The organism is Metabacillus sp. 84, from assembly GCF_050107715.1.
GTDB lineage: Bacteria > Bacillota > Bacilli > Bacillales > Bacillaceae > Metabacillus_B.
This window is the reverse complement of the sequence record NZ_JBNILN010000003.1, coordinates 148,561-173,513: the sequence shown is the minus strand read 5'-3', so window position 1 is coordinate 173,513 and position 24,953 is coordinate 148,561. Positions and strand designations below refer to the sequence as shown.

Sequence of the window (24,953 nt, the reverse complement as noted above, 5' to 3'; positions counted from 1 at the left end):
GCAGCATAAAAGAATGCAGACTGTTCATCTGCATGCAGAATTATTTAAATGTTTCCAGCCACTCGCTCACGGTTTGCCTGTTAACCCCTTCATACCGGATTGCTTTTGAAACATATGGTTTTACTGCAGGCTGCTGCATGATTGCTTGTGCAGCAATCAGTGCAGCCAGATGAAAAAGAATTAATTTCATTAACATTCTTTCTGCTCGCTTCACAGCTCCCCATCCTTCCACCCATTTTATAATGAGTATCGGTTTGGGAACTGTTTCTTATTCAGCAGCTGCTTCTTTTTTCCTTGTTAAGATCTGCTGATCAAAGCAGAACCGAATAATCTTTTGCAGCGATAAATCATTCATATTTAAAAATTGAATGGTTGCTTTTTTCACACCGGATTCTTCATAAACCCTAATGGATTCCGAGTCCATTTTCACATAGCTAATCGTGCCATCCTGCAGCGGGAGAGAGAGCCAGACGGTTAAAGGCTGTCTTTCTTCTATCTCTATGTCTTCAGGGATGATAATGGCGGCTCCACCTGCACTTAAATCGGATGTAACGCTCACAAAAGCGGGAAAAACTCCATCAGGTGAGTGGACAGCCACGTTTACATCCGTATCAATGCGGACATACTGCCGTCTTTGGATTTTCAGAATATCATTTTTTTGGGGGAGTTTCAGAAGGATGACAGGGATATTCTCTTTTCTGCGGCCCATTACAGCCGTTTCAAACCGGTAAGGATTCTGGTCAGATCCTACAACCAGGCAGGAAAGGAGGGTCCCGTTTACAAGAAATCCGGTTTTTCCAGTTGTTTCGCTAACCGGATAATCAATGGAAATCGTGGCTTCATCCATCGACACTAACTTGCATCTATACATATCACCCGGCTGATCAAGCGGTTCAAGCGTCATTACACTGCCGATTTCAAGCATTCCCATCACTCTTTTCAAATCGTGTTTTCTATATCATCTCATTCTTTATTAAATCATGTAATAAGAAAAAGGAAAAGCCTCGACTTTTCCTTTTTCATGCAAACTTATACTTCATTATAGATCGGTTCTGCATTTTTAAGCTTTTCGACTTTTTCTTCCATCCCGCTGCCTGCATTAATAAACATCCTGTACGTATCATCATCTATGGTGCCAAGGAATTCATAGCACAGCACTTCTTCACCCAGTTCATTTGTTATAATGGCAAGTCTGCTTTCCTGAACCATCACTTTCTGGTTGAGCTTTTCTTTTGCCTTAGCCTCGCTGATTCCGGGCTTAGGCACTTCGCGTTTCCTGTGGGAGGCAAGGAAATCTTTAGCCGAGAAACCAATGACCTGTCCATCATCAAGCGCCACCTTGATTTTCAGTGTGTCAGGATACAGAAGAATGCCATTCTCATTCGGAACATAAGAGAACACCCCAATGCTGTCATACTGGGCACTCTCATTCAGGACCAAATCCTCCGTTTCGAAACCGTGTTCCTTTAAAAAGCTGACTGCGTTATTTGAAGCATCATTTAGACTGATGTTTTCTTTTTTTACATCTCTGCTTTGGATCAGCCAGATCGGATATCCTCCTTTTTTCGTAATATCCATGTACAGGTCCGCTTTATGCTTTTTGTCATACATCGATACACTGTAAAATTCGAATCCGGCGCCTTTTCCGCTTTCAGTGACTTTCAGTTTTTCAACATCGGTAGAAGCAAATTCTTTAGCCCGCTGCTTTGCTTGTTCCGGTGTGATATCCTTGCCCTTTAACTGCTCAAATCCTTTTTCCTCTGTTTTCATAGAGGTAAAGCCCGGACCGAAATCCGTTTCCGAGTAGGCGCTGACATTATTTTCTACGGTTTTAAATCCATCAATAATCGTGTTATCCTGCTGCTTTTCTCCTGAGGCTAAAGCGAGCTCTACATCCATCCAGCGCAGGTTTTTATCAAGAACCATATGCTGGACATTCCGCAATTCCTTCTGAATGTCCGCCGATTTTCCATAGAGGGCTTGCAGTGAAGCATATTCATCCTTTGACAGCGGCTTGTTCTCCAGATCTCGAATCGCAGCCCGATAGCTGAAGTCCCCAATGCTCGCTAGAAACTCTTCCGTTTTATTAAATGGCAGCAGCGTAAGGGGAAGCTGGCCGACGTCGTTATGTGCCTCAGATGTTATTCTCCAGACCTCCGCAAGAGCCGGAGATAGTGATTCTCTTGAATTCATGGCCAGTGTCGTACCAATTTTGTCGTGCAGCTGGTCCATTTGATAGGATAAATCGTGAAATGCCCTCTGGTAGTTATTCTCAGCATGAATCAGAACTGCATTTTTTTCCTGGTGCTCTTTATAGCCCCAGTAGCCAGTCCCGATAACGCCGATTGCGAGAAATGCAATGATTATTCCGCGTATCACAGGAAATCCCCCTTCTTATTTACAGAAAATATGTTTTCCGATTTTTTTGATTTGAGGTCTGCCCCAAATCCATCCGCTCGTCGCTGTATCAGGATTGAAATAATACATAGCACTCTCGGTTGGATCCCATCCGTTAATCGCATCCAGCACTGCTTTTTTTGCCTGTTCGTTCGGTTCAAGCCATATTTGTCCGTCTGCGACAGCAGTAAATGCCCCAGGTTCAAAAATCACCCCTGCTGCCGTATCCGGGAATGTCGGACTTTCAATTCTATTTAAAATAACGGCGGCAACGGCTACCTGGCCTACATAAGATTCTCCGCGAGCCTCGCCATAGACTGCATTTGCCATTAATTGAAGATCATTTTGCGAATAGCCTGCCGGCATGTTGACCGCTGTATTTTTATTTTTCTGCTTTTCTGCCGTTCCCTTCCGGTTCTCCTCCGGAGCAGGCTGATCCCGGTCTCCGCCCTGCTGATCTTTCGCAAGCTTTTTGCCCTGGTTTTTCGCCCTCATCTGTGTCCGAAGCTTTTTCGATGGCCCGGTCTGCTTATCAAGCGGGATTCCGCCATAATGGGTAAAGTCTTTTCCATTAGCCAGCTGCAAATGAACGAAACGTGCATAAAACTTGGATTGGCCGGCAAGCTTCTGCTTGGTTGTCAGACCGACAAGACCATCAATGTCCTTTAAGCCGTAGTCATGCTGAAAGTTCCTGACAGCCCAATAGGTGCTCCACCCGTATACTCCGTCAATTTTACTGTGGTAATACCCTATATACTGGAGTCTGGACTGCAATTCAATGACATCATCTCCTACAGCTCCCCGCTGAATCACTTGCTGTGTAAAAGCATTTGCTTTCGGATGATCTCCGTACCCGTATGATGCCGTTAAAATTAAGGTAACTGAGAGCAGTACCATCCATGCGAAACGTAACCTGATCATGCTGCTGCCTCCTATGTTATGGATGATTTTTGTTACTTGTATTTTTTGTAGTGATTGGCATTTTATGCAGGAACTTTTTAAAACGCAAAAAAAGAGCCCTTTTTAGGACTCTCATTTATGACCCGATATTTCTCGCAAGCCTTGCCTGTCTCGCTTTATGAAGACCAAACCACCATAGGATGAGCATGAAAGGAAGCATAATGACCGGCCAGAATTTATAGGTAAATAAAACATAATCGTAAAATCCATGGAGCGTGACAGGCAGGATGATGCTTAACAGAAGCCATTTCATTTTATAGCCTGAATGGTTTGTAAACTTGGTCTTTCCAAGATAATAGCCCATGATGACTCCAAATAGCGCGTGACTGGATACGGGGAGCAAAGCTCTTCCGATCGCAAACTCCAAGCCGTTTGAAAACAAAAAAAGAATATTTTCGAGAGTTGCAAAGCCCAGTGAAACAGCACTTCCATAAACAATCCCATCATAATGCTCATCAAAATGCACATGGGGGTAAATAGCCACGATAAAAATAAACCACTTGAAAAATTCCTCAAGCAGGCCGTAAGAAAAGAAGATCCGGTTAAAGTCGTTCGCAAATACCTTTTCCGTCTCAATTATGTATTGGATAAACATTAGAGGAAATACGAGGATCATTCCAAAAACAAACGCGCGAATCACCATATATACCGGCTCTGATTCGTATTGATCCTTCAAGTAAAAATAGCATAGTATTGCCAATCCAGGGGCAATTCCTGCCGATATTGCCGCTAGCATAAAGTAAGCCTCTTTTCAATTTTTGTCAATTGTCTCTTTTAATATCCTACCACGGAAAGGGACAATTGAACATGCCTTAGCCCTTTAGAAATTCTCAAAATCTTCCTGATCAGCACCACCCTTGCCTGCCAACAGAACACTAAGCTTGATCCTTGCTTTTTTACTGTCATAATCACCGCCAAGCAGGACTCCTTTTCTTTGAAGATCTTCAGCACTGCCTGCATAGCTGTAAGTCGGATGGACCTTCCCTTCTTCTGCGCTTGTCGTGACCACAATGGTGACACCTTTATCAAGTGCCTGTTCGATGGAAGGCATCATAAAGGGTGTGACCTGCCCTCTCCCAACCCCTTCAATTACGATTCCTTTCGCCCCCGCTTGAAGGGCAGCATGAATAAACAAACCGTCCTGTCCGGTATGCGATTTAATAATATCCACCCTCGGCAATGGATGAGCCAGTTCATGCTGATCTCTGCGGATTGGCTTTTGATAAACAAACACCCTGTCATTATCAATGATTCCCATATAGCCGTAGCCGAAGGATTCAAATCCCTGCAGGTTTGAAGCGTGCACTTTTTTTACGTATTTTGCGGAATAAATCCGCTCATTAAAAACTACTACGGCCCCCGCATCACAAAGTGCATCACTCGCAGCTGCATATATTGAGTTGCGCAGATTAGAATACACGTCTGTTCCAACATCATGGGGGGCTCTTTGAGAACCGGTTATAACGACCGGACGCTGATCTTTGATCGTTAAATCCAGGAAATAGGAAGTTTCCTCCAGACTGTCAGTACCGTGGGTTACAACAATCCCTGATACGTCCGGATCTTCAAATTCATCTTCAATGACTTCCTTTAAATCCATCATCTTTTCCAGCGTGATATGCATGCTCGGAAGCCTCATGACGTCGATGACTTTCACTTCAATGTCCTCGGGCAGCCTGCATAACGCCGCCAGTTCTTCACCAGAGAGCTCACCAGAAGAAAGCAGGCCTGCTGAAATCTCTTTGCTTGCAATGGTTCCTCCCGTTGTCAGAAGAAGTACTTTTTTCTTCATTTCCTAATCCTCCCTCTTAATGATTCTGCTATTAAGCCGCCGTGAAACCGGCCGTTTTCGATAAATATTTCATTTGCATTGTTTCCGGCAGCAAGTACACCCGCTATAAAGATCCCTTTCACGTTCGTTTCCATTGTATCCGGATCAAAAACCGGCCTTCCTGATTCCGCATCGACTTCCACACCCATGTTCCTCAGAAATTGATGATCAGGATGATACCCTGTCATAGCAAACACGAAGTCATTGGGAATGCGCAGTTTTTTCCCGCCGGCCACATATTCGATTTCGGATTCCGTAATTTCTGTGGCACAGGCTCCAAATTCCATATGGATGGTGCCATTTCGTACGAGCGCATCAAATTCTGGAAGGATCCAGGGTTTTACGCTTTTTGAATATTCGGTCCCCCTGTACAGAACCGTTACGTTCGCCCCTGCTTTGACTAGCTCCAGGGCCGCATCTACACTTGAATTTTTGCCTCCGATAACCGCTACATCCTGGTCAAAATATGGATGTCCTTCAGAAAAATAATGAAAAACTTTCGGGAGATTTTCCCCTGGAATGTTCATGTAGTTTGGGTGGTCATAGTAGCCTGTTGCTATAATGACGGATTGGGCATTGTATTTATCTTTGGACGTAGATATAACAAAGGAGCCATTTTCCATCTTCTTAATCTCTTCTGCCTTTTCAAAAGGGTGAATCCGAATCTCTTTTCTTTTGACAACAGATCTGTAATAGGCAAGGGCCTGGTTCCTGACCGGCTTGCGGTTCTCTGTAATAAATGCGACATCTCCTATCTCAAGCTTTTCACTTGAACTAAAAAATGTCTGATGGGTAGGATAGCGGTAAATGGCATTTACGATATTTCCTTTTTCAATGACCAGCGGGTCCAATCCGATATTTTGCATGGCGATTGCTGCTGCCAGGCCGCATGGTCCGCCGCCGACAACAATCACATCTTCATTTCTCATCCTTTTCACTCCAGTGCTATACCTTTAGCGATACGTAATTGCTGAAAACAGCTGTCATAAAACATTACTGTTTTCCTTTTAATCCTCCCTGATTTCGACGCCGGCATATTCTTATTTGCTGGGGGAACCCCTCAGATGTAAATCTGCAGCCAGACGTTTAAAAATCTCCTATCTAATGATAGGAGATTTTTAAACCGTGTGCAACGGATTATATCCAGCCTCTGAATCTGCTCGCTTCAGCGGTCTTACGAACCCCGACCATATAAGCAGCCAGCCTCATGTCCACCCGCCTGTTCTGAGACGTTTCATAAATATTATTAAATGATTTCACCATTACTTTCTCAAGCTTCTGTTCTACTTCTTCTTCTGTCCAGTAATAACCCTGATTGTTTTGCACCCACTCAAAATAGGAGACGGTCACTCCTCCGGCGCTCGCCAGCACATCGGGCACGAGCAAAATTCCCCGGTCATTTAAAATCTGCGTTGCTTCCAGTGTAGTCGGGCCGTTTGCAGCTTCTACCACTATGGAGGCCCGGATATTATGGGCATTCTCTTCTGTAATCTGGTTTTCAATGGCTGCCGGAACGAGAATATCGCAGTCCAGCTCAAGCAATTCTTTGTTCGTGATGGTATCGTTGAATAATTTGGTCACTGTCCCAAAGCTGTCTCTGCGGTCAAGCAAATAGTCAATATCCAGCCCGTCCGGATCATACAGACCGCCATAAGCATCGGAAATTCCCACAACGACAGCTCCGGCGTCATGCATGAACTTAGAGAGGAAGCTTCCGGCGTTTCCAAACCCCTGTACAACGACACGCGCTCCCTGCAGGGAAATGCCTTTCCTTTTTGCTGCTTCATGTATACAAATGGTTACCCCTTTTGCTGTAGCAGACTCCCGTCCGTGAGATCCTCCGAGAACCAGAGGTTTTCCTGTAATGAAACCGGGTGAGTTAAATTCATCAATACGGCTGTACTCGTCCATCATCCAAGCCATGATCTGCGAGTTTGTAAATACATCCGGTGCCGGAATATCCTTAGTTGGCCCGACTATCTGGCTGATTGCCCTTACATACCCTCTGCTCAGGCGCTCAAGCTCCCGGAATGACATGTCTCGCGGATCGCAGATAATGCCGCCTTTTCCTCCGCCGTATGGAAGGTCCACAATTCCGCATTTAAGGCTCATCCAAATTGAAAGCGCTTTAACTTCTGTTTCTGTTACGTTTGGGTGAAAACGTATGCCGCCCTTTGTCGGACCAACCGCATCATTATGCTGAGCCCGGTAACCGGTGAAAATCTTGACGGATCCGTCGTCCATGCGTACTGGAATTTTTACAGTCATCATTCGAATCGGTTCTTTAAGCAGTTCATAAACTTCTTCAGGATAGCCCAGTTTCTCAAGGGCTTTATGTATCACCGTTTGGGTCGCTTTTAACACATCATGTTTCCCATGATTGTTCTCGGTGTTTTTCTCGGCTACCATTAGTAAACCTCCTAATGTCAATCAATTGATATAGACGGCCTTTCAGACAATAGTATACACCTTCAATGTTGTTATGCAAAGCCATAATGGCTGTTTTAAGGGTAAAATTTGACACAGTGTGAAATGGGCCTTAATCAACAAATCAGGCTGCGTTTTTAAAAGATATCGTATGGATCTCATTCGGCCGGAGAGAGTGGCCGCTGATAAGGCTGTCTATACTTTTAAAAGAAAATCTTCCGCGCTGCCAGCGACTGTGCGGGCCGCAGCGTTAACTTGTTTTCTGCCGCACCTCCCTCAGCTGCAAAGGTTTGTTTTGAGCGCTTTCAGGCTTACCCCTTTAACAATCTGTCAAATCCATATAATCCCCTGTCTGCAGAGCAAGCAGTACGATAAAGTAAAACCGGGAAAATCCTATTAGGATTTTCCCGGCAGAATCTTAATGAAAATAAGAAGTAAGCTGCTGAATGGCATCTTCCTTCATAATTGGTTTTCCATATTCCTGAAGTCTGTGAAGAGTAAGGGTTGTAGAGCTGCCGAACTCAGCCAGGACTGCGATGAGCGTCTCAATCTGCGCTGGAGAGTAGTCATCCATGTGAAGAAAATACTTCTGGTTAAAGAAATAGACCGATCCCTGGGTCAGTCCCATCTGCTTGAGGGCCTTAGATAATTGAATCAAATCTTCAAATGATTGAAATTCATAAACAACATCTATGCTTTCGTCCAGTTTGACCTGCATTTCAATGTAGTCATCTGTGTAATCTTCTTCTTCTTCATCCATCTCTTCATTGCTTTTAGTTACAATAACTACCATCCCTTGTGCCTGGAGAGAAAACACTTCCACAGCAAGAGATCCGTGAGCCTCAAAGCCTAGTTCAAGGCTAGCTTCATTCATCATATCCTTGAAGAGCTGATGCACCTTGAATGAATCTTTCCAGAGGTCTTCTTTCGTAAGACCGCGATCCATAAGATCGTCAATCGTTAGAAATATCTTGATTTTATTATAATTAAGGCGCTCCAAACGCATCTCTTTCCCTCCTGCCGTAAAACCCTTACCATGTAATTATTGTATGATTTACAAGTAAGATGGTTCGTTATTTTGTTAACAGTTTACAACGGCAGATGAAAATAGACAAGCTTATTACACTGCTACATGGCGAGCTTTTCCTTAAGCCAGATTTCCCATTCATGGTTGGACGCGCCAAGAAGTGCATTTTGATATAAGCGCTTTCTCTCCTCTTCCATATCCATAAATGCTCCCCCTCCGAGGCCAACCTGGAGCTCCGGGAACCTTTCATTAAGCTCGTCAACCGCTTTGAGAGTCTTATCAATATTATCCTGAAGCGTACATGACATAAACAAAAATTTGGGATGGACCTCATCAAGCACAACCGGCAGATCGCTGTCTGCTATGCTTGATCCAAGGTAGATTACTTCAAAGCCTCTTCTTCTCAGGAAAAGAGTAAAGATCAGCAAACCCATTTCATGCCATTCACCTGGACCGCACACGGCTACAGCCTTGGGAAGAAGGCCGTTGACAGGCAAAGTATGAAGAATCATTCCAATTCTTGACCTTAAAAACGAGGTGGCGAAATGCTCATGTGCCGTTGTAATTTTTCCTTGTTCCCATAAATCCCCTACTTTAGAAAGAACCTGGCCTAGAATATCAATCATCACTTTGTCAATCGAATACAGACTAAAAGCCCGGTTCATCAATTCATGAGCAAGATTCTCATCAAATGAAAGCAGCGCCTTCAGCAAATCGTCCATTAATTCAGCAGAACGGTCTCCCGTCTGAGCAGCTTCTACCGGCCCATCATCCACATTCAGTCCTGTATCTTCAAGCAAATGAACTGCCTGACTAATTGAGAATCCTTTATTTACTTTGTTTATCAGCCACTTTAAGATCCGGACATGATCCTCGGTGTATAATCTGTGCCCTGATTCATTCCGTACAGGGGCAATCATCTGGTATCGTCTTTCCCATGCCCGTAATGTGCCGGGCTGGATTCCCAGCATTTTTGAAACTGCCTTAATATTGTATTTACCTTCTTCAGCATTCGGCATTGTCTTTATCCTCCATCGCAAGCCATTAAACCTGCATGCAAAAAGCTTCTTTTTTAAATTATATCGAATTGAACACCTTGTGTAAACTTTGTATAAGTATTGTTAATCATTTTTTACTAGAAGTGATGGTTAGAAAATGAGCTTCTGCAGGTGCGCCAAGCCTTAATGGAAGCTGCGTTGTTCCAAAGCCGTTGCTGATCAGCAAATCTCCAAATGGTTTTTTATGAATTTTTCCTTTCTCATACAATCCGAAACCCAGCATGCGTATTTGTCCGCCGTGAGTGTGCCCGGACAAAACAAGTCGTATTCCGGTTTCAGGAGTGAGCTTCTTCGCGATCTCAGGATTATGGCACAATAGAATCCGGAAGTCTGATTCTTGAGATTCCCGCAGGACTAGATCCAGCCTGTCCCACCTAAATTTCATCTCATCAACTCCAAGGAGGCTGATTTGTTTGCCGGAACGGGAGGGAATAGGAAAGGTTTTATTTTTTAAAAGGGCTGCACCTTCTTCCTCCAGCAGGTGCTCAAGGGAAGACAGGCCTGCTTCAGGGTCGTTATTGCCTAAAACCATTACAGTCCGGGCTGTTTCGCATAATCTTTTTACATTCTCCCTTGTTCTTTCAATGGGCACCCCTTTTTCGGTCAAGTCCCCTCCGATGCAAATTATGTCCGGGGCAGCCGGCAGGTTATCCAGCAGGTTATCGGAAATTTTTCTTCTATGAATATCCGATATAAAGAATATTTTGAGCTCCCCGTGATCAGGGGGGAAATCGGAATAGGAAAGATTTTGAATGGTAATTCTGGAGCGAAACGCGCTGGAGAGCATGTATGCCGCTAAGCATAGCGCTCCCAAAACAGCTCCAATTAAGAAAATTGTCAATGGATCACCTTATTTCTGTTCATTTGCTTTCATAAAAAAGATTAATATCAAACTCAGCCTTCATCATTTGATAGACTGAAATCCTTTTTTTCCAGTGATAGGGCTGTGGCCATAATTCACCGCTTTTGCGGATGACTTCGCAGCGCAATGTATGAAATTCAGTTTCCGCTTTTGTCTCTTTCTTTTTGTAATATAAAGCAGTTGCATATGTCCCTGCAATGGCAATAATGAAGTATAAATGGAACGACACATCAACAAAACGGGACAGTACAATGGATAAGCTATTATCACTGGTAAGAACAATCCATTTGTAAAAATAAAGCATAAATGCCAGCATACAGACAAAGGATACAAGCTGCAAAGTCAAAACCTTGCGCTTAAACCGGTCATACTTTCTTTTTTTATCCACCAGCCCCTGAAGCATTTTCTTCGTTGGTTCATCTGTAGCCGAATCCAGATGCTCAATCGCTTTTTCCAAATTTATCACCCTGCCTTAACCCTTTATTCATTTATATTCTGAAAAAGGACAGGGTATGTAAAAGGATACAAAAAATCTCCGTTCTCTTGAACGAAGATTATCACTGCTTTAATGGAATTTCAAGTACTTGTCCGGCGTAGACCTCATTAGCTGAAAGCTGATTATGGTCTTTGATGATTTCTTCTCCAACTCTGCTTTTAAAATACTTTAAAGATATACGGTATAAGTTCTCTTTCGGTTTTACGACATGCTTTACTACTTGTACAGACTGCTTAGGAGGTTTGGCCTTTTTATCCTTTTGAAGCCCGGCTTCCGTTTCTTCTTTGCCGGGTGAGTCTTCCTTGGCCGCTGCCTGGGATTCATCTTTCTTTTCCGGTGCAGGGGTACCTATTTCTGACTGCTGTTCCACAGCCGCTTCTGCTGAAGAATCATAGCTGCTTTTATCAGGGGAACTTTGTTCCGGCTCTTCCGGACGGATATCCTCCGCTGCATCACTGCCTGTTCCGGATTCTGCAGGTTCCGCTTCCCGGTTATTATCAATAATGATTGATTCATAATCTTTAAGATTTTGCCCGTTGTCCAGCGGGGTGCCATCTTTATCATAGTAATAAGTCACAAAAAGAAACAAAACCGGCAGCAAGATAAAGCACAATGCCAGAAAACTGATCAGCGGATATTTCAGCTTTACTTTTTTCTTTTTATCCTTTGCCCGGTATCTTGATTTATGAACTTCGCTTCTCGATGGGTACTGTCCATACTGTTCTTTATCCGGAATCATCTGGTCTCTCAAATTCTCAGCCTGATCAGGCGGATTTTTTTGATTTCTCATGGGGTCAGGTTTCACCTCGATTTACATACTTTACTCTTATTTGAATGCCAAAAATGAAATCAATAAGAAAGTGAGCTGTCATGACGGCAAAGAGATTATCTGTCATTTCATATAGCAGACCGATAAGCAGGCTTACAGCAGTTACCATTGCAAACAACAGCGGTTTAGTCAAATAACGCAAGTGAAGAATAGAAAAGGTGAGGCTGGCAGCGAGCAAACCAAATTCATTCTGCAGCACTCCTCTGAACAGCCACTCTTCCGTGAACGCGATAATAGCTGCCATAAGAGCGATGTGAGGAATGGAACAGCTTCTAAACAGCTTTTCATTTACGCCTCCATCATCGTACCATCCAGCAGGCACCTTATTCGTTACCGCATAGTCAGCAGCAACAGCCAATCCAGCAAGACCTATGCCTGATAATAGAGCCGGCAGTGTGACAGAAAGCTTTTCTGCAGGAGCCAGAACATCCCCCAAGAACAGCCAGGACCCTGCCAGTCCTGCAGCGGCTAGTACGGTTTGTGTCATATAAAGCTGTTGGATCATTTGCCGGTCGGTCAGACTATGGATCAGATCAATTTGATTTTTGAACAAGAGGTTCACTCACTTTAAACATCGTTTTAAGTTCGTTTTCCCAATCCATCGCTTCATTGATACTTGGAGAATGACCGGTATTTCCGTAATAGCTGCTTTCTTCCATCCCGCAGTAGTCACAGCAATAGCGTGTGAAAGCAGGGGAATCACTTTTTTCACCGAAATGTGCCAGAATTCCGCTTCTTCTGCAACCATCTGTCGAATACCATTTTACCATATCCTTCAGCTTTTCGGACTTAATTTGCTGGCGCTGCTGGATCTTTTTCCATATAGCTTCTGTTTTTTCTTCCGCGTCAACCCCATGCAGACTTGTGGCATAATGATCGATAAACCGCTGATGCGTCTCTTCCAGCTCGAGCCGGTATGGGCTATCTTTCGCCAGAGATCTCAAATATGCGCGAATGTCTTCCCGCTCTGGAAATTCTCTCTCTATCATAAATAAAGGGAGCTGAATATCCGCTGAATCAAATAGAGTAACCGCAATAGCGGGCAGGCCATCACGTCCGGCCCTTCCGATCTCCTGCATATATGAATCCATCCTGGCCGGCATATGGAAATGAAGGACAAACCGGATATCATTCTTGTTTACACCCATTCCAAAAGCATTTGTACAGCACACCAAGTCAAGCTGTCCGTTGAGAAACTGCTGCTGGATCAGCATCCGCTGCTCATTTTCCATGCCCCCATGATAATAAGCGGTTCTGGTAAGTCCATGATCCTTTAAATAAGCGGCTGTCTTTTCAGTCCATTGCCGCCCGGCGCAATAGATCAGGCCCGGTCCTTTTAGATGGCCTGCGAGAGACACCAGTTCTTCAAGCTTTTCGTTTAGTCCACTCATCTTCTTTACAGCCAATGAAATATTCGGTCTGTTAACAGAGTATAAATGATGTTCCGCATTTTCCATTTGCAGAGATTCTTTGATGTCGCGGATTACCTCTATAGTCGCCGTGGCCGTCATTGCAAGACAGGGTGCCTTGTTCAATTGCGCCCTCGCTTTTCCGATCATCGAATAGTCAGGGCGAAAATCATGACCCCACTGAGAGATACAATGGGCTTCATCCACAGCAAACAGAGAAACGTTTACGGATTTTAATGCAGACATGACCCTGCTGTTTCTTAAACTTTCAGGTGAGAGGAAGATAAAACGATATTCGGATAGATGATCAAGAACTGTACTTCTCTCATGAAGGGTTAAAAAGCTGTTCAGGGCAACAGCCTTTTTCTCACCTGCCATTTTCAGCTGGGCCACCTGGTCCTCCATCAGTGCAAGCAGAGGGGTTACAATGATGACCGATCCATCTTTTATATAGCCGGGAAGCTGATAGCACATAGACTTTCCTCCACCCGTAGGCAGCATCGCGATGGTGTCCCGTCCTTTCAGCAAATCTTCGATAATCTCACATTGTCCTTCACGAAAGGAATCAAAGCCAAAATACTTTTTCAGCGCAGCCTTTGCTTCTCCCAAATCCGGTTACCTCCTTGCCGCAGCCATTCCAAGCCGTATTTGAAAATATGTATATTTATGATCCAGATACTCTTTAATTTTTTTCAGCTGTCTTGTTTGCAGCACATGAATCGCCTGAATGATTTCCTCCTTTTCCTCCGGGAGAAAGTAAGGGCTGAAATCAAACCGATGATCATGCATCGCTATTTCTACAATGTGATCTTCAATGGTGCTTTGCTTTAAATTCCTGACCTTCCCTGCCGACTCCCTGTCCATACCCTGCATGAGCAGACGATACGTTTGCCGGGCCGATTGCGTAAGAGGAAGAGAGTCAGTATTGCCGTTTTTCAGATTTGAAAGAACGGAAAATTCATACTCGGCCGATTGTTCTAAAAGCTGGTGCATCATACTCCAGAAGCATACTTCCAGATACACCGCATCGCGGTCAAGCCTCTCCTCCAGCTGAAGATAGGTTAAACCGGCACGGCCTGGAGAGGTTAGCCGAAAAACAAAAAGCTCCGACATCCAATCAGGCTGGTCTGATAAAAACTTATGTAAATCCCGGAACACGTTCTGAGCCAGTCCGCTTCTGCTCCATTCCGCCTGTTTTAAGCATCCTTTAACCCACTTCTGTGCTTCTTCATTTGAGGTAACCGGCAGAAAACGGTTTTTTCCATCAGCAAAATGAGTGGCTGTTTGTACCAATAGTGAAAGCTTCTCCCATGCTTTTCTTGCTTCCTTTCCATGCTTCCAGCTGTCCAGATGCAATGGCATCGGCATATCTTTCTTTAACGAGCTCAGCACATTGCCACCTTCCGCCGTCAGTTTTCCTTCCCGGTCAATGTAGTTTTGAGACTCGAGGTGCTTACAGGCCTCCTCAACAGTCTCTCTGCTGATCTGCGGAAATAGGGAGAAAAAATTGGACAGGCTGAAGAGCTGTATATCCTGAAGGGTTTGGGAGGTCTTTTTCCCTCTTAAAAGATGGAAAATCGCCGAGAAAGAACGTTCTCCTTTAAAACGGTCCAGGCACAGGAGAGAAAGATAAGAATATCCTGATACAGTCATTACGAATCACCAGCACTTTTCATAAGCTAATCCATCTGTTTTTATTTTAACAGATTTTTCACAGGAGACAGATGTTTAAAGCCTCACTAAAAGGGTACGGTAAGAACTAGAAACGTTGTTATGATAAGCATTCTCAGTGGATTTTTTTATTGAAAAGTTCAAACAACATCTATACAATAGGTATAAGTTAAGGACTTTACACCAAGCGGGAAAGATTAAATTTGTACATTCATCCGTTCAGTCCTAAGAATGATCAGGAGGTTTTTTTATATGGCTAAGTATACAATCGTTGATAAAGACACTTGCATTGCCTGCGGTGCATGCGGTGCAGCTGCACCCGACATTTACGATTATGATGATGAAGGGATTGCATTCGTAACCCTTGATGAAAACCAGGGAATTGTTGAGATTCCAGAAGTGCTTGAAGAAGATATGATGGATGCCTATGAAGGCTGCCCGACGGATTCCATCAAAGTGGCAGACGAGCCATTCGAAGGCGATGCATTGAAATTTGAATAGCCCAAAAAAATACCCCCGGCCTTGCAGGCAGGGGGTATTTTTTATGGGTTCAGGCGAGCAGACCCCACTTCAAATTTTCGCAAGGAAATTAAGTGGTGGTAATTTAAATGCTTCTGCCGGCTTGAACCGATTTTTGCTCAAACCATGCTTTCATTCTTATATAAACCATTGTAAAGATTACCGAGATCAGAATCCCTTTAATCAGGTTAAACGGGAGAATTCCCAATACAATAAATTGATAAATTTGTTCTGTGTTCATTTGTTCCATTCCAAGGAAAAATGTGTAGGCCGGTAAAATCACATAATAATTAAATATGGACATGATCAGGGCCATTGCAGCCGTACCTGCACCAAGTCCAAGCAGGAGGCCTTTTAACGTTTGGTTTCTTTTATATATTAACCACAATGGCAAAATTAGAACGGCAGCTGAAACAAAGTTTGCTGCTTCGCCAATCGGCACGCCTGTACCGCTTCCCTGGATTAAATAATGAAGCACATTCTTAAGCGCTTCGACAGTCAGGGCCGAACCCGGTCCAAATAAAATAAGAGCCGCGAGCGCTGGAAGATCACTGAAATCAAATTTCAAAAAAACACTTCCCGGATAGGGAATTTCGAGCATCATCAGCAAATAGGCGATGCTGCTCAATACGGCTGTAATAACTCTTTTTCTAATGCTGCTTTGTAGCATAGCTGTTCTCTCCTTTTCATGATCGGTCTCTTGAAAAGAAGGGCTGTCCCGATCTGCCAAAAAACCCTCTGCCATGCTGGCAGAAGGAGTTGATGTGCATTCCGAAGAAACGCAGAAAAAGGATCTTTTCAGCGCTTAGCCACCATCTTCTCCCATCCAGACTATACTGTCGGCTCTGGAATCGCACCAGATCCTGCCCTTACAGGCTCGCGGGCTTAAGGACATTTGCCCTATCACCGCCGGTAGGGAATTCCACCCTGCCCCGAAGAATGATCTATTATTTTGTATTCCAAGTAATTATATAGGGTATTTGGCTTTTTGTATAGAAAAATGCATTTATATCCACCTTTTACCTCATTAAAAAAATTATTAGTCAAGTAACCGCTTTCACCCTTTACCGCACTGAATACTATTGTTAAACTATTCTCAATATGATAAATTATCTAACAAAATTGACTGGAGGGATGTTTGATGTTCAGAGTTCTTGTTTCAGATCCAATCAGCAAAGACGGGCTTGAACCGCTGCTAGAAGCGGAAAATATTGAGATCGTTCAGAAGAATGTTCAAGAGGAGACTGACTTATCAAGCTATGACGCTCTCTTTGTCCGGAGCGCCACGAAGGTTACGGAAGAATTGATGAACACTATGCCTAATTTGAAAATTGTGGCCAGAGCCGGAGTCGGGGTAGATAATATTGATGTCGAGCAGGCCACCCGAAGAGGCATTATTGTAATCAATGCACCTGATGGGAATACCATTTCTACTGCAGAACACACCTTTGCCATGATCGCCTCCCTTGTCAGGCATATCCCCCAGGCCAATATGTCAGTGAAAAACAGGGAATGGAAACGTTCTTCATTCGTCGGAAGTGAGCTGCACGGCAAAATGCTTGGAATTGTAGGTCTTGGAAGGATCGGGACTGAGCTTGCAAAACGAGCGAAAGCTTTTGGAATGAGAGTAGCTGTATTCGACCCGTTTTTGACAAAGGAGCGTTCCGAGAAAATCGGAGTAGAAAAGCATGATTTTGAAGAGCTCCTGTCAAACGCGGATATCATAACGGTACATACCCCGCTGACGAAAGAGACAAAAGGACTGCTGAATGATGAAATGATTGCGAAGACGAAGAAAGGGGTCTATCTGATCAATTGCGCTCGCGGCGGTATCATTGATGAGAGCGCGCTATGTGCACATCTTGAAAATGGGCATGTCCGGGGAGTAGCACTCGACGTTTTTGAGGTAGAGCCCCCTGAACACACCCGTCTTCTTGAATTTGACCAGGTGATCGCAACTCCCCATCTTGGAGCATCAACGAAAGAAGCGCAGCTGAATGTCGCCTATCAAGTATCTAAAGAGGTTCTTCTTTTTATCCAGGGCAAACAGGTTACGACTTCCATCAATCTTCCCGCTATGTCTGATGAAGAGTACCAGGAAGTAGCGCCTTTTGATTCTCTTGCTCAAAAGATTGGGTCTTTTATGTCCCAGTATATGAAAGAGCCGGTTCAGAGCATCACTATTGAATATGAAGGAAAAGCAGCTGAAATTGAATCTTCATATGTAACCAAAAGCATGATTGCTTCCTTTCTGAAACAGCGAATGGATATCAACATAAATACGGTGAACGCCGGAGTGCTTGCCAGGGAGAGAGGCATACAGTTTATTGAAAAAGTATCCGGCCGTAACTCCGGATATTCCAACAGCATCACCGTTTCCATTCAAGGGGAGCAGCGGACTTCTGAAATAAAGGGAACCGTGATTCCGCATTTTGGAGAACGGATCGTAGCTGTTAACGGATTTTCCATCGACTTTAACCCATCAGGCCACCTGCTCTACATTCAGCATACCGATGTTCCCGGAGTAATTGGAAATGTTGGAAGAATATTAGGGAATCACGCTGTAAACATTGCAACCATGCAGGTGGGGCGAAAAGAAAAAGGCGGCGAAGCGATCATGATGCTTTCGTTTGACAGGCCGCTCGACCAAGCCATTTTAGGTGCGCTTTCTGAGCTTGAGGAAATTGTGTTTATCCATGCCATTGAGCTCTGAATCAATCGTGCGGATGGATTTGTTCCACAATTAACCTATAATTCTTTTAGGGAAGCCTGTTCATGAGAGGCTTCCCTGTTTTTTAAATCAATCTTTGAGCCGAGAGCCACTGTTTAAATTTTTCAGCTCCATAGTGACTATTAAGCTCGTCCTTATCAATGGAGAAGATCCACATGGCACCGTCTTTAAGCCGGGTCCTTAGAATCGGCTTACTCAAACCGTACTGCTCGAAATCAAAGAAAATGTCCCACGTTTCTTGTGATTGACGTTTATAAGCAATTGCCTCAAAATCCTCCCCGTTTTCATAATAACCTACGTGCAGATGGTACCGGTCATCATATAACACATCTAACCCCTCATCTCATTGTTACTGCAGTGTGCGTTTGAAGGGCTCGCTGCTATTTTCAAGCGCTACTACCGCTGCAGGCTTTGCCCCTTCAGCACCTTGCATTATTAAACCATAAGAAAGTCCGTTTTAATGCTTTTTTTTTTTGGTTTGTTCTGGCTGATTTTCTTTCCGGGCTGTTCAGCAGCCGGCGGGGCTGGGAGTCTTCTTTCGGCTCAAAAGCTTGGGGTGAAGCAGCATAAACGACATTCACAACGAAAATCCCCGGAATGCCTTGAGCATCCCGAGGGTTTCCATTCCAATATTTTCTCTCAGCATGATTTTCCATACTTCTATCAATAAGTTTATCTTGTGGGTTGATCTAAGGCCGGTTTTTACATAGCCTTTTTAAGGAAACCTCTCTATTATCCAAGGGGAACTGCTTTTCTTTCTCCCTTCGAAAAAGTCATAATGGTTTCATACCCTGTTTTTCTGGCCAAAGAAACAGCTTGACCATAGTCTGCACCCACATCCCCTGGAATATGGGCATCTGAAGACAGGACGATCGGAACCCCTTTCTGATAGCACATTTTCAGCAGCCTCTCATCTGGATACAGCTCCCCGGTTGGTTTTCTTAAACCGGCCGTACTAATTTCCACGCAAGTCTTGCTTTTGGACAGAGCCTCCGCTGCTCTTTCATATTGCTCCAGCAGGAATTCTTCGTTTTCAGGAATGTAGTTAAAGATCTTTACCAGGTCCAGGTGCCCGACAATATCGAACAGATTGGATTCCGCCAGCGTCACTACCTGATCAAAATACTTTTTATATGTATCATAGACGTCTCTTTTATCCCATTCATGGATAAATTCCTTCAGGTCAATGCCAAAGCCGCCGATCCAGTGAATTGAACCAATCACATAATCAAAGTCATACTGCCGGATAAACCGCTCCATTTCTTTGTGCTTACCGGGGGTGTAATCCATTTCAATCGACATTTTAACATCGATGCCTGCTTTTTCAGCCTGACTGAAAAGAGCCGTGTAATCCTTCATATCATAATACCGTCTCTCTTCCACCCATGAATTGCTCAGGATATCTGCTGTCTGATAAAAGTGATAGGCATGCTCGGAAATTCCAAAATGGTCAATGTTTTTACGCTTCGCTTCATCTGTAAATTCCTTCAAATATTCCAGCGAAAGCGTCCCGCGTTCTAGATGATTATGGTAGTCGGTAAGCATAAATATCCCTCCCTTATCTAGTTAAACTTTATCATATTAAAGCAAGAGAGTTAAGGGAAACGATGAAATTTTTCGACAATTTACAAGGAAGGGCATTTTCTGCCCTTATTTATTTTCAACAGGGACCGGGTTAGGTCCAAAAGGGACCTTTACCGGTTTATTCATCTCAATTTTCCCAATTTTTTCTGCTTTCGCATCCCGGAATGTTACGGTTTCAAAACCAAATTCTTTCGCTGTGAGAAGCAGGCCTTCCAGCATAAAAATAAATTCTTCATCATTTTTCATATCAGCAGGTTTAAATGTAAGAATAAGTTCTTTTCCTTTTTCTTTAACGGATTCAATAGATACCCCCTCGGGAATAATAGAAAGAAGGGTTTCGTCCTGGTCACGGTACATATTTTGGAAAGCTTCACTAACCGTGGAATAGGATTCTTCTGAATAAACAAAAAGAGGCTGGCTGTTTTTTGATACATATTTATAAAAAGCTTTTTTTTCCCTCTTCTTGAGATCCAGTTCTTCAACAAGGCCAAGCGGCCCCATCTCGATTCCCGGTTTTTTTCCGGTAAAAAGCCTGGCTTTTTCAAATCCCTTGCCGCTGAAGGATTCTTTAATCATTTCAGCAAAATGCGCTTCTGATGAGCTTTCGAGCTCTCGTGATTCATCCATATGAATTTCAATTATTTCGGGACTTTCTGATTCTCTGATTTCAATATTTTCAAAGTAGTTGGTTAATCCAAGTTTATCCTCTTGAAAGGCGGTCACCATCCCGCCGTACTGACCGGCTGAAACCGGTCCATTTTCAGAGACAAGGGTTACAGGAATCGTATACCTTACATTAGGATCCGAGTAAGCCATTACCAATGATTGCTCCTGCTTGCTTTCTTCCGCTAAATAGGTCACCGTCTCCCCGTCATTTTCGGGAGCATCGTCTTCAGGCACTGCTTCTTCCTTTGCTGCTTCTGTCTGGTTTTTTTCCTCGGGAGGTGTGTCCGGGGATTCTGTTTGATCGGTCATCTTTTCTCTTGGAGCAGGTGCCTGTGACTCCTCCTCCGGCTGTGCAGCCGGCCGTTCTTCTGCAGATTCCGCAGGTGCCTGATCCGGTTCAGGCAGATCCAGTGCTATGTTTTCTTTCACACTGTTCCCCTCTGGCGTGGTGCCCAATTCTTCCAGCCAGAACGGGGAAATCAGTGTAAGGATCAATAGTGCGGCGAAGCTCGCCAATAGAGGCCCGATCCATATTTTTTTATGTCTTGCCGAACGGCTTCTGGCTAATCCTCTGTAAATTTCCTCACGGGACCGCTTATCTTTTAGAGTGGGAAGCTGTGACAGCAGTTCCTGCAGCTGTTCATCATTATACTCGGACCTTTTCATGCTCTGCTCCCTCCTTCCCGCTGAGATGAGCCATGCTTTTCTTCAAAGCTTTTATCGCTCTGTGCTGAGTTGTTTTCACTTTGCTTTCCGACCATTTCAGTGCCCGGGCTGTTTCCTGAATGGAATAGCCTTGTATGTATCTCATAATCACTACACTTTTCTGATCGATTGTACATGCATCCAGAGACTGATAAATCCACTGAACTTGCTCGTTTTGGAGAGCAATCTCATCCGGCAGCGGAGACTCGTCCCTCACTTGATTCTGATCCCAGTCAAATTTCTCAATCAGGCGCTGCTTAATCGTTTTCTGCTTTCGAAACCAGTCGATGGCCACGTGCCTGGCGATTGAAAACAGCCACGTCTTTTCAGAGCTTCTGCCTTCGAATTTTTCATAGGATTTCAGTACGCGTATATAAACCTCTTGAACAAGGTCTTCTGCCTGTTCGCGGTCTTTCACCATATAAAACAGGAATTGAAATAGATCCTGATGATAGTTTTCATATAAAGTCTGGAAGGCTTCTTCCATGGAAACCCCTCCGTTCATCTGCTTAGTCGTATCAGACTTTTCAAAGGTTACAGATACAGTCCTTTTTTTCTGACCTGCCTTAAGCAAACTGCAGGCTTAATAGAAATTATACCTTCGAACACAAAAAAAAAGGAAGGTGATTCCTTCCTTTTTCACAAAAATTTACGATTCTTTATTTTTTCTTCCAAACACGATGGCACTTCTCTCATATTCTACATCTTTCGTTCCAGAGCGGTAATTAATGACTCTGGCTACGGCAAAAAAGTAGTCGGACAGCCTGTTTACATATTGAAGGATATTTTCATTCACTTCAGAATGCTTCTGAAGCGTGACGATCCTCCGTTCAGCTCTTCTGGCCACCGTTCTTGCGAGATGGATAACGGCTGCTGCCTGAGTCCCTCCCGGAAGGATAAACCGCTCGAGCTCCGGAGCTTCCTTCACATATTCATCAATTCTTTTTTCTAAAAAACCGGTCATTTCCGGAGATGCTTTATCTTTGCGTTTTTCCGGACTCAGCACAGAGGCGAGGTCTCCCCCACAATCGAACAGCTCATGCTGAATCTTTTCGAGTTCCTGATAAATGTCCCTGTATTTATCATCTTCCAGCAGCGACATCGCCTGACCTGTGATTGCATTCAATTCATCAAGCGTTCCATATGCCTCCACCCTGATGTCATCCTTATCTACCCGGCCTCCGATAAGACTGGTCTGTCCTTTGTCACCGGTTCTTGTATATAAATTCATCATTCTTTACTCCCTTCCATAAGCTTTTCGTCAATCTTAGATAAATAAAACGTAAACGTGGTTCCCTCATGAATTTTGCTGTGGACAGTGATCGTCCCGTGATGAGCTTCTATAATATTCTTTGCTATAGCAAGACCGAGTCCGGTGCCGGATCTGCCTCTTGTCCTTGCTTTATCTGCTTTATAAAACCGCTCAAATACAAATGGAAGGTCTTCCTCCGGAATGCCTGTTCCAGTGTCTGTCACATCGACTTTCAGCCCATTATCTGCTGTACGGACCGTAAAAGTGACCGTTCCGCCTTCATCGGTATGGCGTATGGCATTGTCGACAAGGTTGGTCAGGACTTGCTCGATCTTGTCCGAGTCCATAATGAACCAGTCGTTCTCCACATGGACGGCAGAGGATAGAATGATGGATTTCTCCCTTGCCATTCCCTGGAACTTACGTGATATCTTGGCAATCAGTTCAGAAACCTGAACTCTCTCATAACGGAGAGTCACATGGCCCGCTTCCATTCTTGCAAGGTCTAGCAATTCATTGACGAGTCTCCCCATTCGGAGAGATTCTTCGTATATGACTTTGGAAATTTCCTTTTTCTCCTCATCCGAGCTTGCAATATCATCGACAATCGCTTCACTGTAGCCCTGCAGCAGGGCAATCGGCGTCCTCAGTTCATGGCTTACATTGGCGATAAAATCCTTTCTGAGTTTATCAAGCCGCCGTTCTTCTGTCATATCTCTTAAAACGGCTACCGCTCCCCGAACATAATCCTGATCATAAAGCGGGCCCATTACCATAACCCAGAAACGGCCCTGCAGCGTCATCTCAATTACCTGTTCTTTCTCAGTGTGAACCACCCTCTGAAAAAGCTCCTTCGCTGCCGGCGGAAGTTCTTCCCCGCTCTTAATATTCATTTCCTGCTCATAATACCAGGCTTGCAGAAATCGCTCAGCAGGAGGATTGGTTACGAGAATGGTTCCATCAATATTAAGCGTAATTACACCGTCAGCCATACTGCTCAAAATACTGGTCAAATGTTCCTTTTCCTGATTTAAAGCATTGATATGATATTTGAGCTGTCTTCCCATCTGATTGAACGCAGCGGCAAGCTCCCCTATTTCATCTCCGGTTAGAATCGGAACTTTTTTATCAAACTTGCCTTTTGTCAATTCGAGGGCAGCTTCTCTCATTTTTCTGAGCGGATACGTGATCCTTGTAGAGAGAAAAAAAGCAAAGATTGTTGTAAGGATCAGCCCGACCGCAGCGCCGATAAACGTATACCGGGTCGTACTGCTTGCCGCTTCTCTGATTGCAGCCAGGGACTGAGAAACAAACACAGCTCCATGTTTACCATTCGATAATTGATAGGGCACTCCCTGAAGGAGAACCTTCTCTTTTTTCGGACCGTTCTTATCATCAGCTGTTATGGTTTTCATGCTCTCTTGCTTGCCATTTAAAACAGCTGCCAGTTCTCTGTCATTCTTAATGGTCTGAAGGCTGATATACGGCTGGCTGCTGCTGGCTCCTTCGGAAGAATACCAGGGCTTTCCGTTTTCATCAACAATCATAATTCCGGTTTTCTCATCTGAAAGCTCTAATGCAATTGAACGGGCTAGTGCAGGAGAGTCGTGAATATCATCGTGGTTTTCAAGGATGCTTGAGATTTTTCCTGCAAGCTGAGAAAGCTCACTCTCTGCCTGATTCGTCTGGTAGTTCTCAATAAATTCAAACCATAGAATGGTGAGAACAAGAAGAACGAATGCTACCAGCAGGAGAATGGTGCCCCAAAGCTTGCCTACTACACTCCGCCAAAGCCTCATTCATTGCCAACCTCAAACTTGTAGCCTACTCCCCATACGGTGACAATCATTTTTGCTGCATCCTGCGAAACTTTATTCAGTTTTTCCCTCAGCCGCTTCACATGAGTATCGACAGTACGGAGATCTCCGAAAAACTCATATTGCCATACTTCCTTAAGCAGCTGCTCCCGGTCGTACACTTTATCAGGAGTTTTTGCCAGGAAATAGAGCAGCTCGTACTCTTTCGGGGTCAAGCTTACTTCTTTTCCATCGGCTGTTACCCGGTGTGCGTCATGATCGATGGTCAGATGCGGGAAAACTATGACGTTTTTTGCTTTCGTTTCAGTTTTCAGGAAGCTTGTGGATGAGGACCTTCGAAGCAGGGCTTTTACCCGCAGGACAACTTCCCTTGGACTGAATGGTTTAATGATGTAATCGTCTGTGCCAACTTCAAATCCCTGTACCCTGTTGGCTTCTTCTCCTTTTGCTGTCAGCATAATGACAGGTGTCGCCTTCTTTTCCCTTAGCTGGCGGCACACTTCTACCCCGTCGATTCCGGGCATCATCAGATCGAGCAAAATCAGATCATAATCATTTGCAAGTGCAAGCTCAAGTGCTTCGTCCCCGTTTTCCGCCTCTTCGGTCGTATAGCCCTCTCTCTCAAGGTACATCTTCAACAGCCTTCTGATTCGGTCTTCATCATCCACAATTAGTATTTTTCCGTTATCCATTTCTTCCATGATCCGTTTCC

At 44.2% G+C, this 24,953-nt stretch carries 26 protein-coding genes and 1 riboswitch; of the genes, 2 read left to right on the top strand and 24 right to left on the bottom strand.

What is annotated here, in order from left to right; translation table 11 throughout:
* Positions 1–40 precede the first annotated feature (40 nt).
* From ACQCV8_RS07635 to ACQCV8_RS07560, 16 genes are all read right to left on the bottom strand, one after another.
* On the bottom strand, positions 41–214 hold the full coding sequence (locus ACQCV8_RS07635; RefSeq protein WP_426843979.1) for a DUF5359 family protein: 174 nt from the start codon (positions 212–214) through the stop codon (positions 41–43).
* A 54-nt stretch (positions 215–268) separates the two neighbouring features.
* On the bottom strand, positions 269–925 hold the full coding sequence (locus ACQCV8_RS07630; protein ID WP_426843978.1) for a flagellar brake protein: 657 nt from the start codon (positions 923–925) through the stop codon (positions 269–271).
* A 104-nt stretch (positions 926–1,029) separates the two neighbouring features.
* Positions 1,030–2,379: a germination protein YpeB gene (ypeB, locus tag ACQCV8_RS07625; RefSeq protein WP_426843977.1), complete on the bottom strand. Its 1,350-nt coding sequence runs from the start codon at positions 2,377–2,379 to the stop codon at positions 1,030–1,032.
* 15 nt (positions 2,380–2,394) lie between these two features.
* The gene (gene sleB, locus ACQCV8_RS07620; RefSeq protein ID WP_426843976.1) at positions 2,395–3,318 is read right to left on the bottom strand and encodes a spore cortex-lytic enzyme; all 924 of its coding nucleotides are present in this window, start codon (positions 3,316–3,318) and stop codon (positions 2,395–2,397) included.
* A gap of 115 nt (positions 3,319–3,433) precedes the next feature.
* The gene (gene prsW / locus ACQCV8_RS07615; protein WP_426843975.1) at positions 3,434–4,093 is read right to left on the bottom strand and encodes a glutamic-type intramembrane protease PrsW; all 660 of its coding nucleotides are present in this window, start codon (positions 4,091–4,093) and stop codon (positions 3,434–3,436) included.
* Between the two features lie 84 nt (positions 4,094–4,177).
* A complete protein-coding gene (locus ACQCV8_RS07610) occupies positions 4,178–5,149 on the bottom strand; it encodes an asparaginase (protein WP_426843974.1) in 972 nt (323 codons plus the stop codon).
* Positions 5,146–6,117 (bottom strand): YpdA family putative bacillithiol disulfide reductase, encoded by a 972-nt coding sequence (locus ACQCV8_RS07605; protein WP_426843973.1) that lies wholly within the window; start codon positions 6,115–6,117, stop codon positions 5,146–5,148. The genes ACQCV8_RS07610 and ACQCV8_RS07605 overlap by 4 nt, the downstream gene beginning before the upstream one ends.
* 208 nt (positions 6,118–6,325) lie before the next feature.
* Entirely contained in the window at positions 6,326–7,597 is a 1,272-nt protein-coding gene (locus ACQCV8_RS07600) for a Glu/Leu/Phe/Val family dehydrogenase (RefSeq protein WP_426843972.1), read from the bottom strand.
* Positions 7,598–8,033: 436 nt separating this feature from the next.
* Entirely contained in the window at positions 8,034–8,621 is a 588-nt protein-coding gene (locus ACQCV8_RS07595) for a genetic competence negative regulator (RefSeq protein ID WP_426843971.1), read from the bottom strand.
* A 122-nt stretch (positions 8,622–8,743) separates the two neighbouring features.
* Positions 8,744–9,661 (bottom strand): MerR family transcriptional regulator, encoded by a 918-nt coding sequence (locus ACQCV8_RS07590; protein ID WP_426843970.1) that lies wholly within the window; start codon positions 9,659–9,661, stop codon positions 8,744–8,746.
* A gap of 106 nt (positions 9,662–9,767) precedes the next feature.
* Positions 9,768–10,541 carry a metallophosphoesterase gene (locus tag ACQCV8_RS07585; protein WP_426843969.1) on the bottom strand — a complete coding sequence of 258 codons (774 nt, stop codon included), beginning with the start codon at positions 10,539–10,541 and terminating at the stop codon, positions 9,768–9,770.
* Positions 10,542–10,560: 19 nt separating this feature from the next.
* Entirely contained in the window at positions 10,561–11,019 is a 459-nt protein-coding gene (locus ACQCV8_RS07580; protein ID WP_426843968.1) for a YpbF family protein, read from the bottom strand.
* A 100-nt stretch (positions 11,020–11,119) separates the two neighbouring features.
* Positions 11,120–11,848: a LysM peptidoglycan-binding domain-containing protein gene (locus tag ACQCV8_RS07575; RefSeq protein WP_426843967.1), complete on the bottom strand. Its 729-nt coding sequence runs from the start codon at positions 11,846–11,848 to the stop codon at positions 11,120–11,122.
* A gap of 4 nt (positions 11,849–11,852) precedes the next feature.
* Positions 11,853–12,440: a CPBP family intramembrane glutamic endopeptidase gene (locus tag ACQCV8_RS07570; RefSeq protein ID WP_426843966.1), complete on the bottom strand. Its 588-nt coding sequence runs from the start codon at positions 12,438–12,440 to the stop codon at positions 11,853–11,855.
* On the bottom strand, positions 12,421–13,905 hold the full coding sequence (locus ACQCV8_RS07565) for a RecQ family ATP-dependent DNA helicase (RefSeq protein WP_426843965.1): 1,485 nt from the start codon (positions 13,903–13,905) through the stop codon (positions 12,421–12,423). Before ACQCV8_RS07565 ends, ACQCV8_RS07570 begins: the two co-directional genes overlap by 20 nt.
* A gap of 6 nt (positions 13,906–13,911) precedes the next feature.
* Positions 13,912–14,949, bottom strand: coding sequence for a helix-turn-helix domain-containing protein (locus ACQCV8_RS07560; protein WP_426843964.1), 1,038 nt, complete (start codon positions 14,947–14,949; stop codon positions 13,912–13,914).
* 270 nt (positions 14,950–15,219) lie between these two features.
* Here ACQCV8_RS07560 and ACQCV8_RS07555 point away from each other — a divergent pair, with 270 nt between their 5' ends.
* The gene (locus ACQCV8_RS07555; protein WP_123917349.1) at positions 15,220–15,468 is read left to right on the top strand and encodes a ferredoxin; all 249 of its coding nucleotides are present in this window, start codon (positions 15,220–15,222) and stop codon (positions 15,466–15,468) included.
* Between the two features lie 103 nt (positions 15,469–15,571).
* On the opposite strand, the gene ACQCV8_RS07550 is transcribed toward ACQCV8_RS07555, so the two are convergent.
* Positions 15,572–16,156 (bottom strand): ECF transporter S component, encoded by a 585-nt coding sequence (locus ACQCV8_RS07550; protein ID WP_426843963.1) that lies wholly within the window; start codon positions 16,154–16,156, stop codon positions 15,572–15,574.
* Between the two features lie 140 nt (positions 16,157–16,296).
* Positions 16,297–16,430: riboswitch (FMN riboswitch) on the bottom strand.
* Positions 16,431–16,627: 197 nt separating this feature from the next.
* Here ACQCV8_RS07550 and serA point away from each other — a divergent pair.
* On the top strand, positions 16,628–18,199 hold the full coding sequence (gene serA, locus ACQCV8_RS07545) for a phosphoglycerate dehydrogenase (protein WP_426843962.1): 1,572 nt from the start codon (positions 16,628–16,630) through the stop codon (positions 18,197–18,199).
* Positions 18,200–18,281: 82 nt separating this feature from the next.
* On the opposite strand, the gene ACQCV8_RS07540 is transcribed toward serA, so the two are convergent.
* The 7 genes from ACQCV8_RS07540 to ACQCV8_RS07510 form a co-directional block, all read right to left on the bottom strand.
* Complete coding sequence (locus tag ACQCV8_RS07540) at positions 18,282–18,545, bottom strand: DUF3986 family protein (RefSeq protein WP_426843961.1); 264 nt, start codon at positions 18,543–18,545, stop codon at positions 18,282–18,284.
* Positions 18,546–18,949: 404 nt separating this feature from the next.
* Entirely contained in the window at positions 18,950–19,762 is an 813-nt protein-coding gene (locus tag ACQCV8_RS07535) for a histidinol-phosphatase (protein ID WP_426843960.1), read from the bottom strand.
* A 105-nt stretch (positions 19,763–19,867) separates the two neighbouring features.
* On the bottom strand, positions 19,868–21,133 hold the full coding sequence (locus ACQCV8_RS07530; RefSeq protein ID WP_426843958.1) for a hypothetical protein: 1,266 nt from the start codon (positions 21,131–21,133) through the stop codon (positions 19,868–19,870).
* On the bottom strand, positions 21,114–21,659 hold the full coding sequence (gene sigX / locus ACQCV8_RS07525; protein WP_426843957.1) for an RNA polymerase sigma factor SigX: 546 nt from the start codon (positions 21,657–21,659) through the stop codon (positions 21,114–21,116). The genes ACQCV8_RS07530 and sigX overlap by 20 nt, the downstream gene beginning before the upstream one ends.
* A gap of 162 nt (positions 21,660–21,821) precedes the next feature.
* Positions 21,822–22,403 (bottom strand): cob(I)yrinic acid a,c-diamide adenosyltransferase, encoded by a 582-nt coding sequence (locus ACQCV8_RS07520; protein WP_426844250.1) that lies wholly within the window; start codon positions 22,401–22,403, stop codon positions 21,822–21,824.
* Positions 22,403–24,223, bottom strand: coding sequence for an ATP-binding protein (locus ACQCV8_RS07515; protein WP_426843956.1), 1,821 nt, complete (start codon positions 24,221–24,223; stop codon positions 22,403–22,405). Before ACQCV8_RS07515 ends, ACQCV8_RS07520 begins: the two co-directional genes overlap by 1 nt.
* Positions 24,220–24,933 carry a response regulator transcription factor gene (locus ACQCV8_RS07510; protein ID WP_426844249.1) on the bottom strand — a complete coding sequence of 238 codons (714 nt, stop codon included), beginning with the start codon at positions 24,931–24,933 and terminating at the stop codon, positions 24,220–24,222. The genes ACQCV8_RS07515 and ACQCV8_RS07510 overlap by 4 nt, the downstream gene beginning before the upstream one ends.
* Positions 24,934–24,953: the final 20 nt, after the last annotated feature.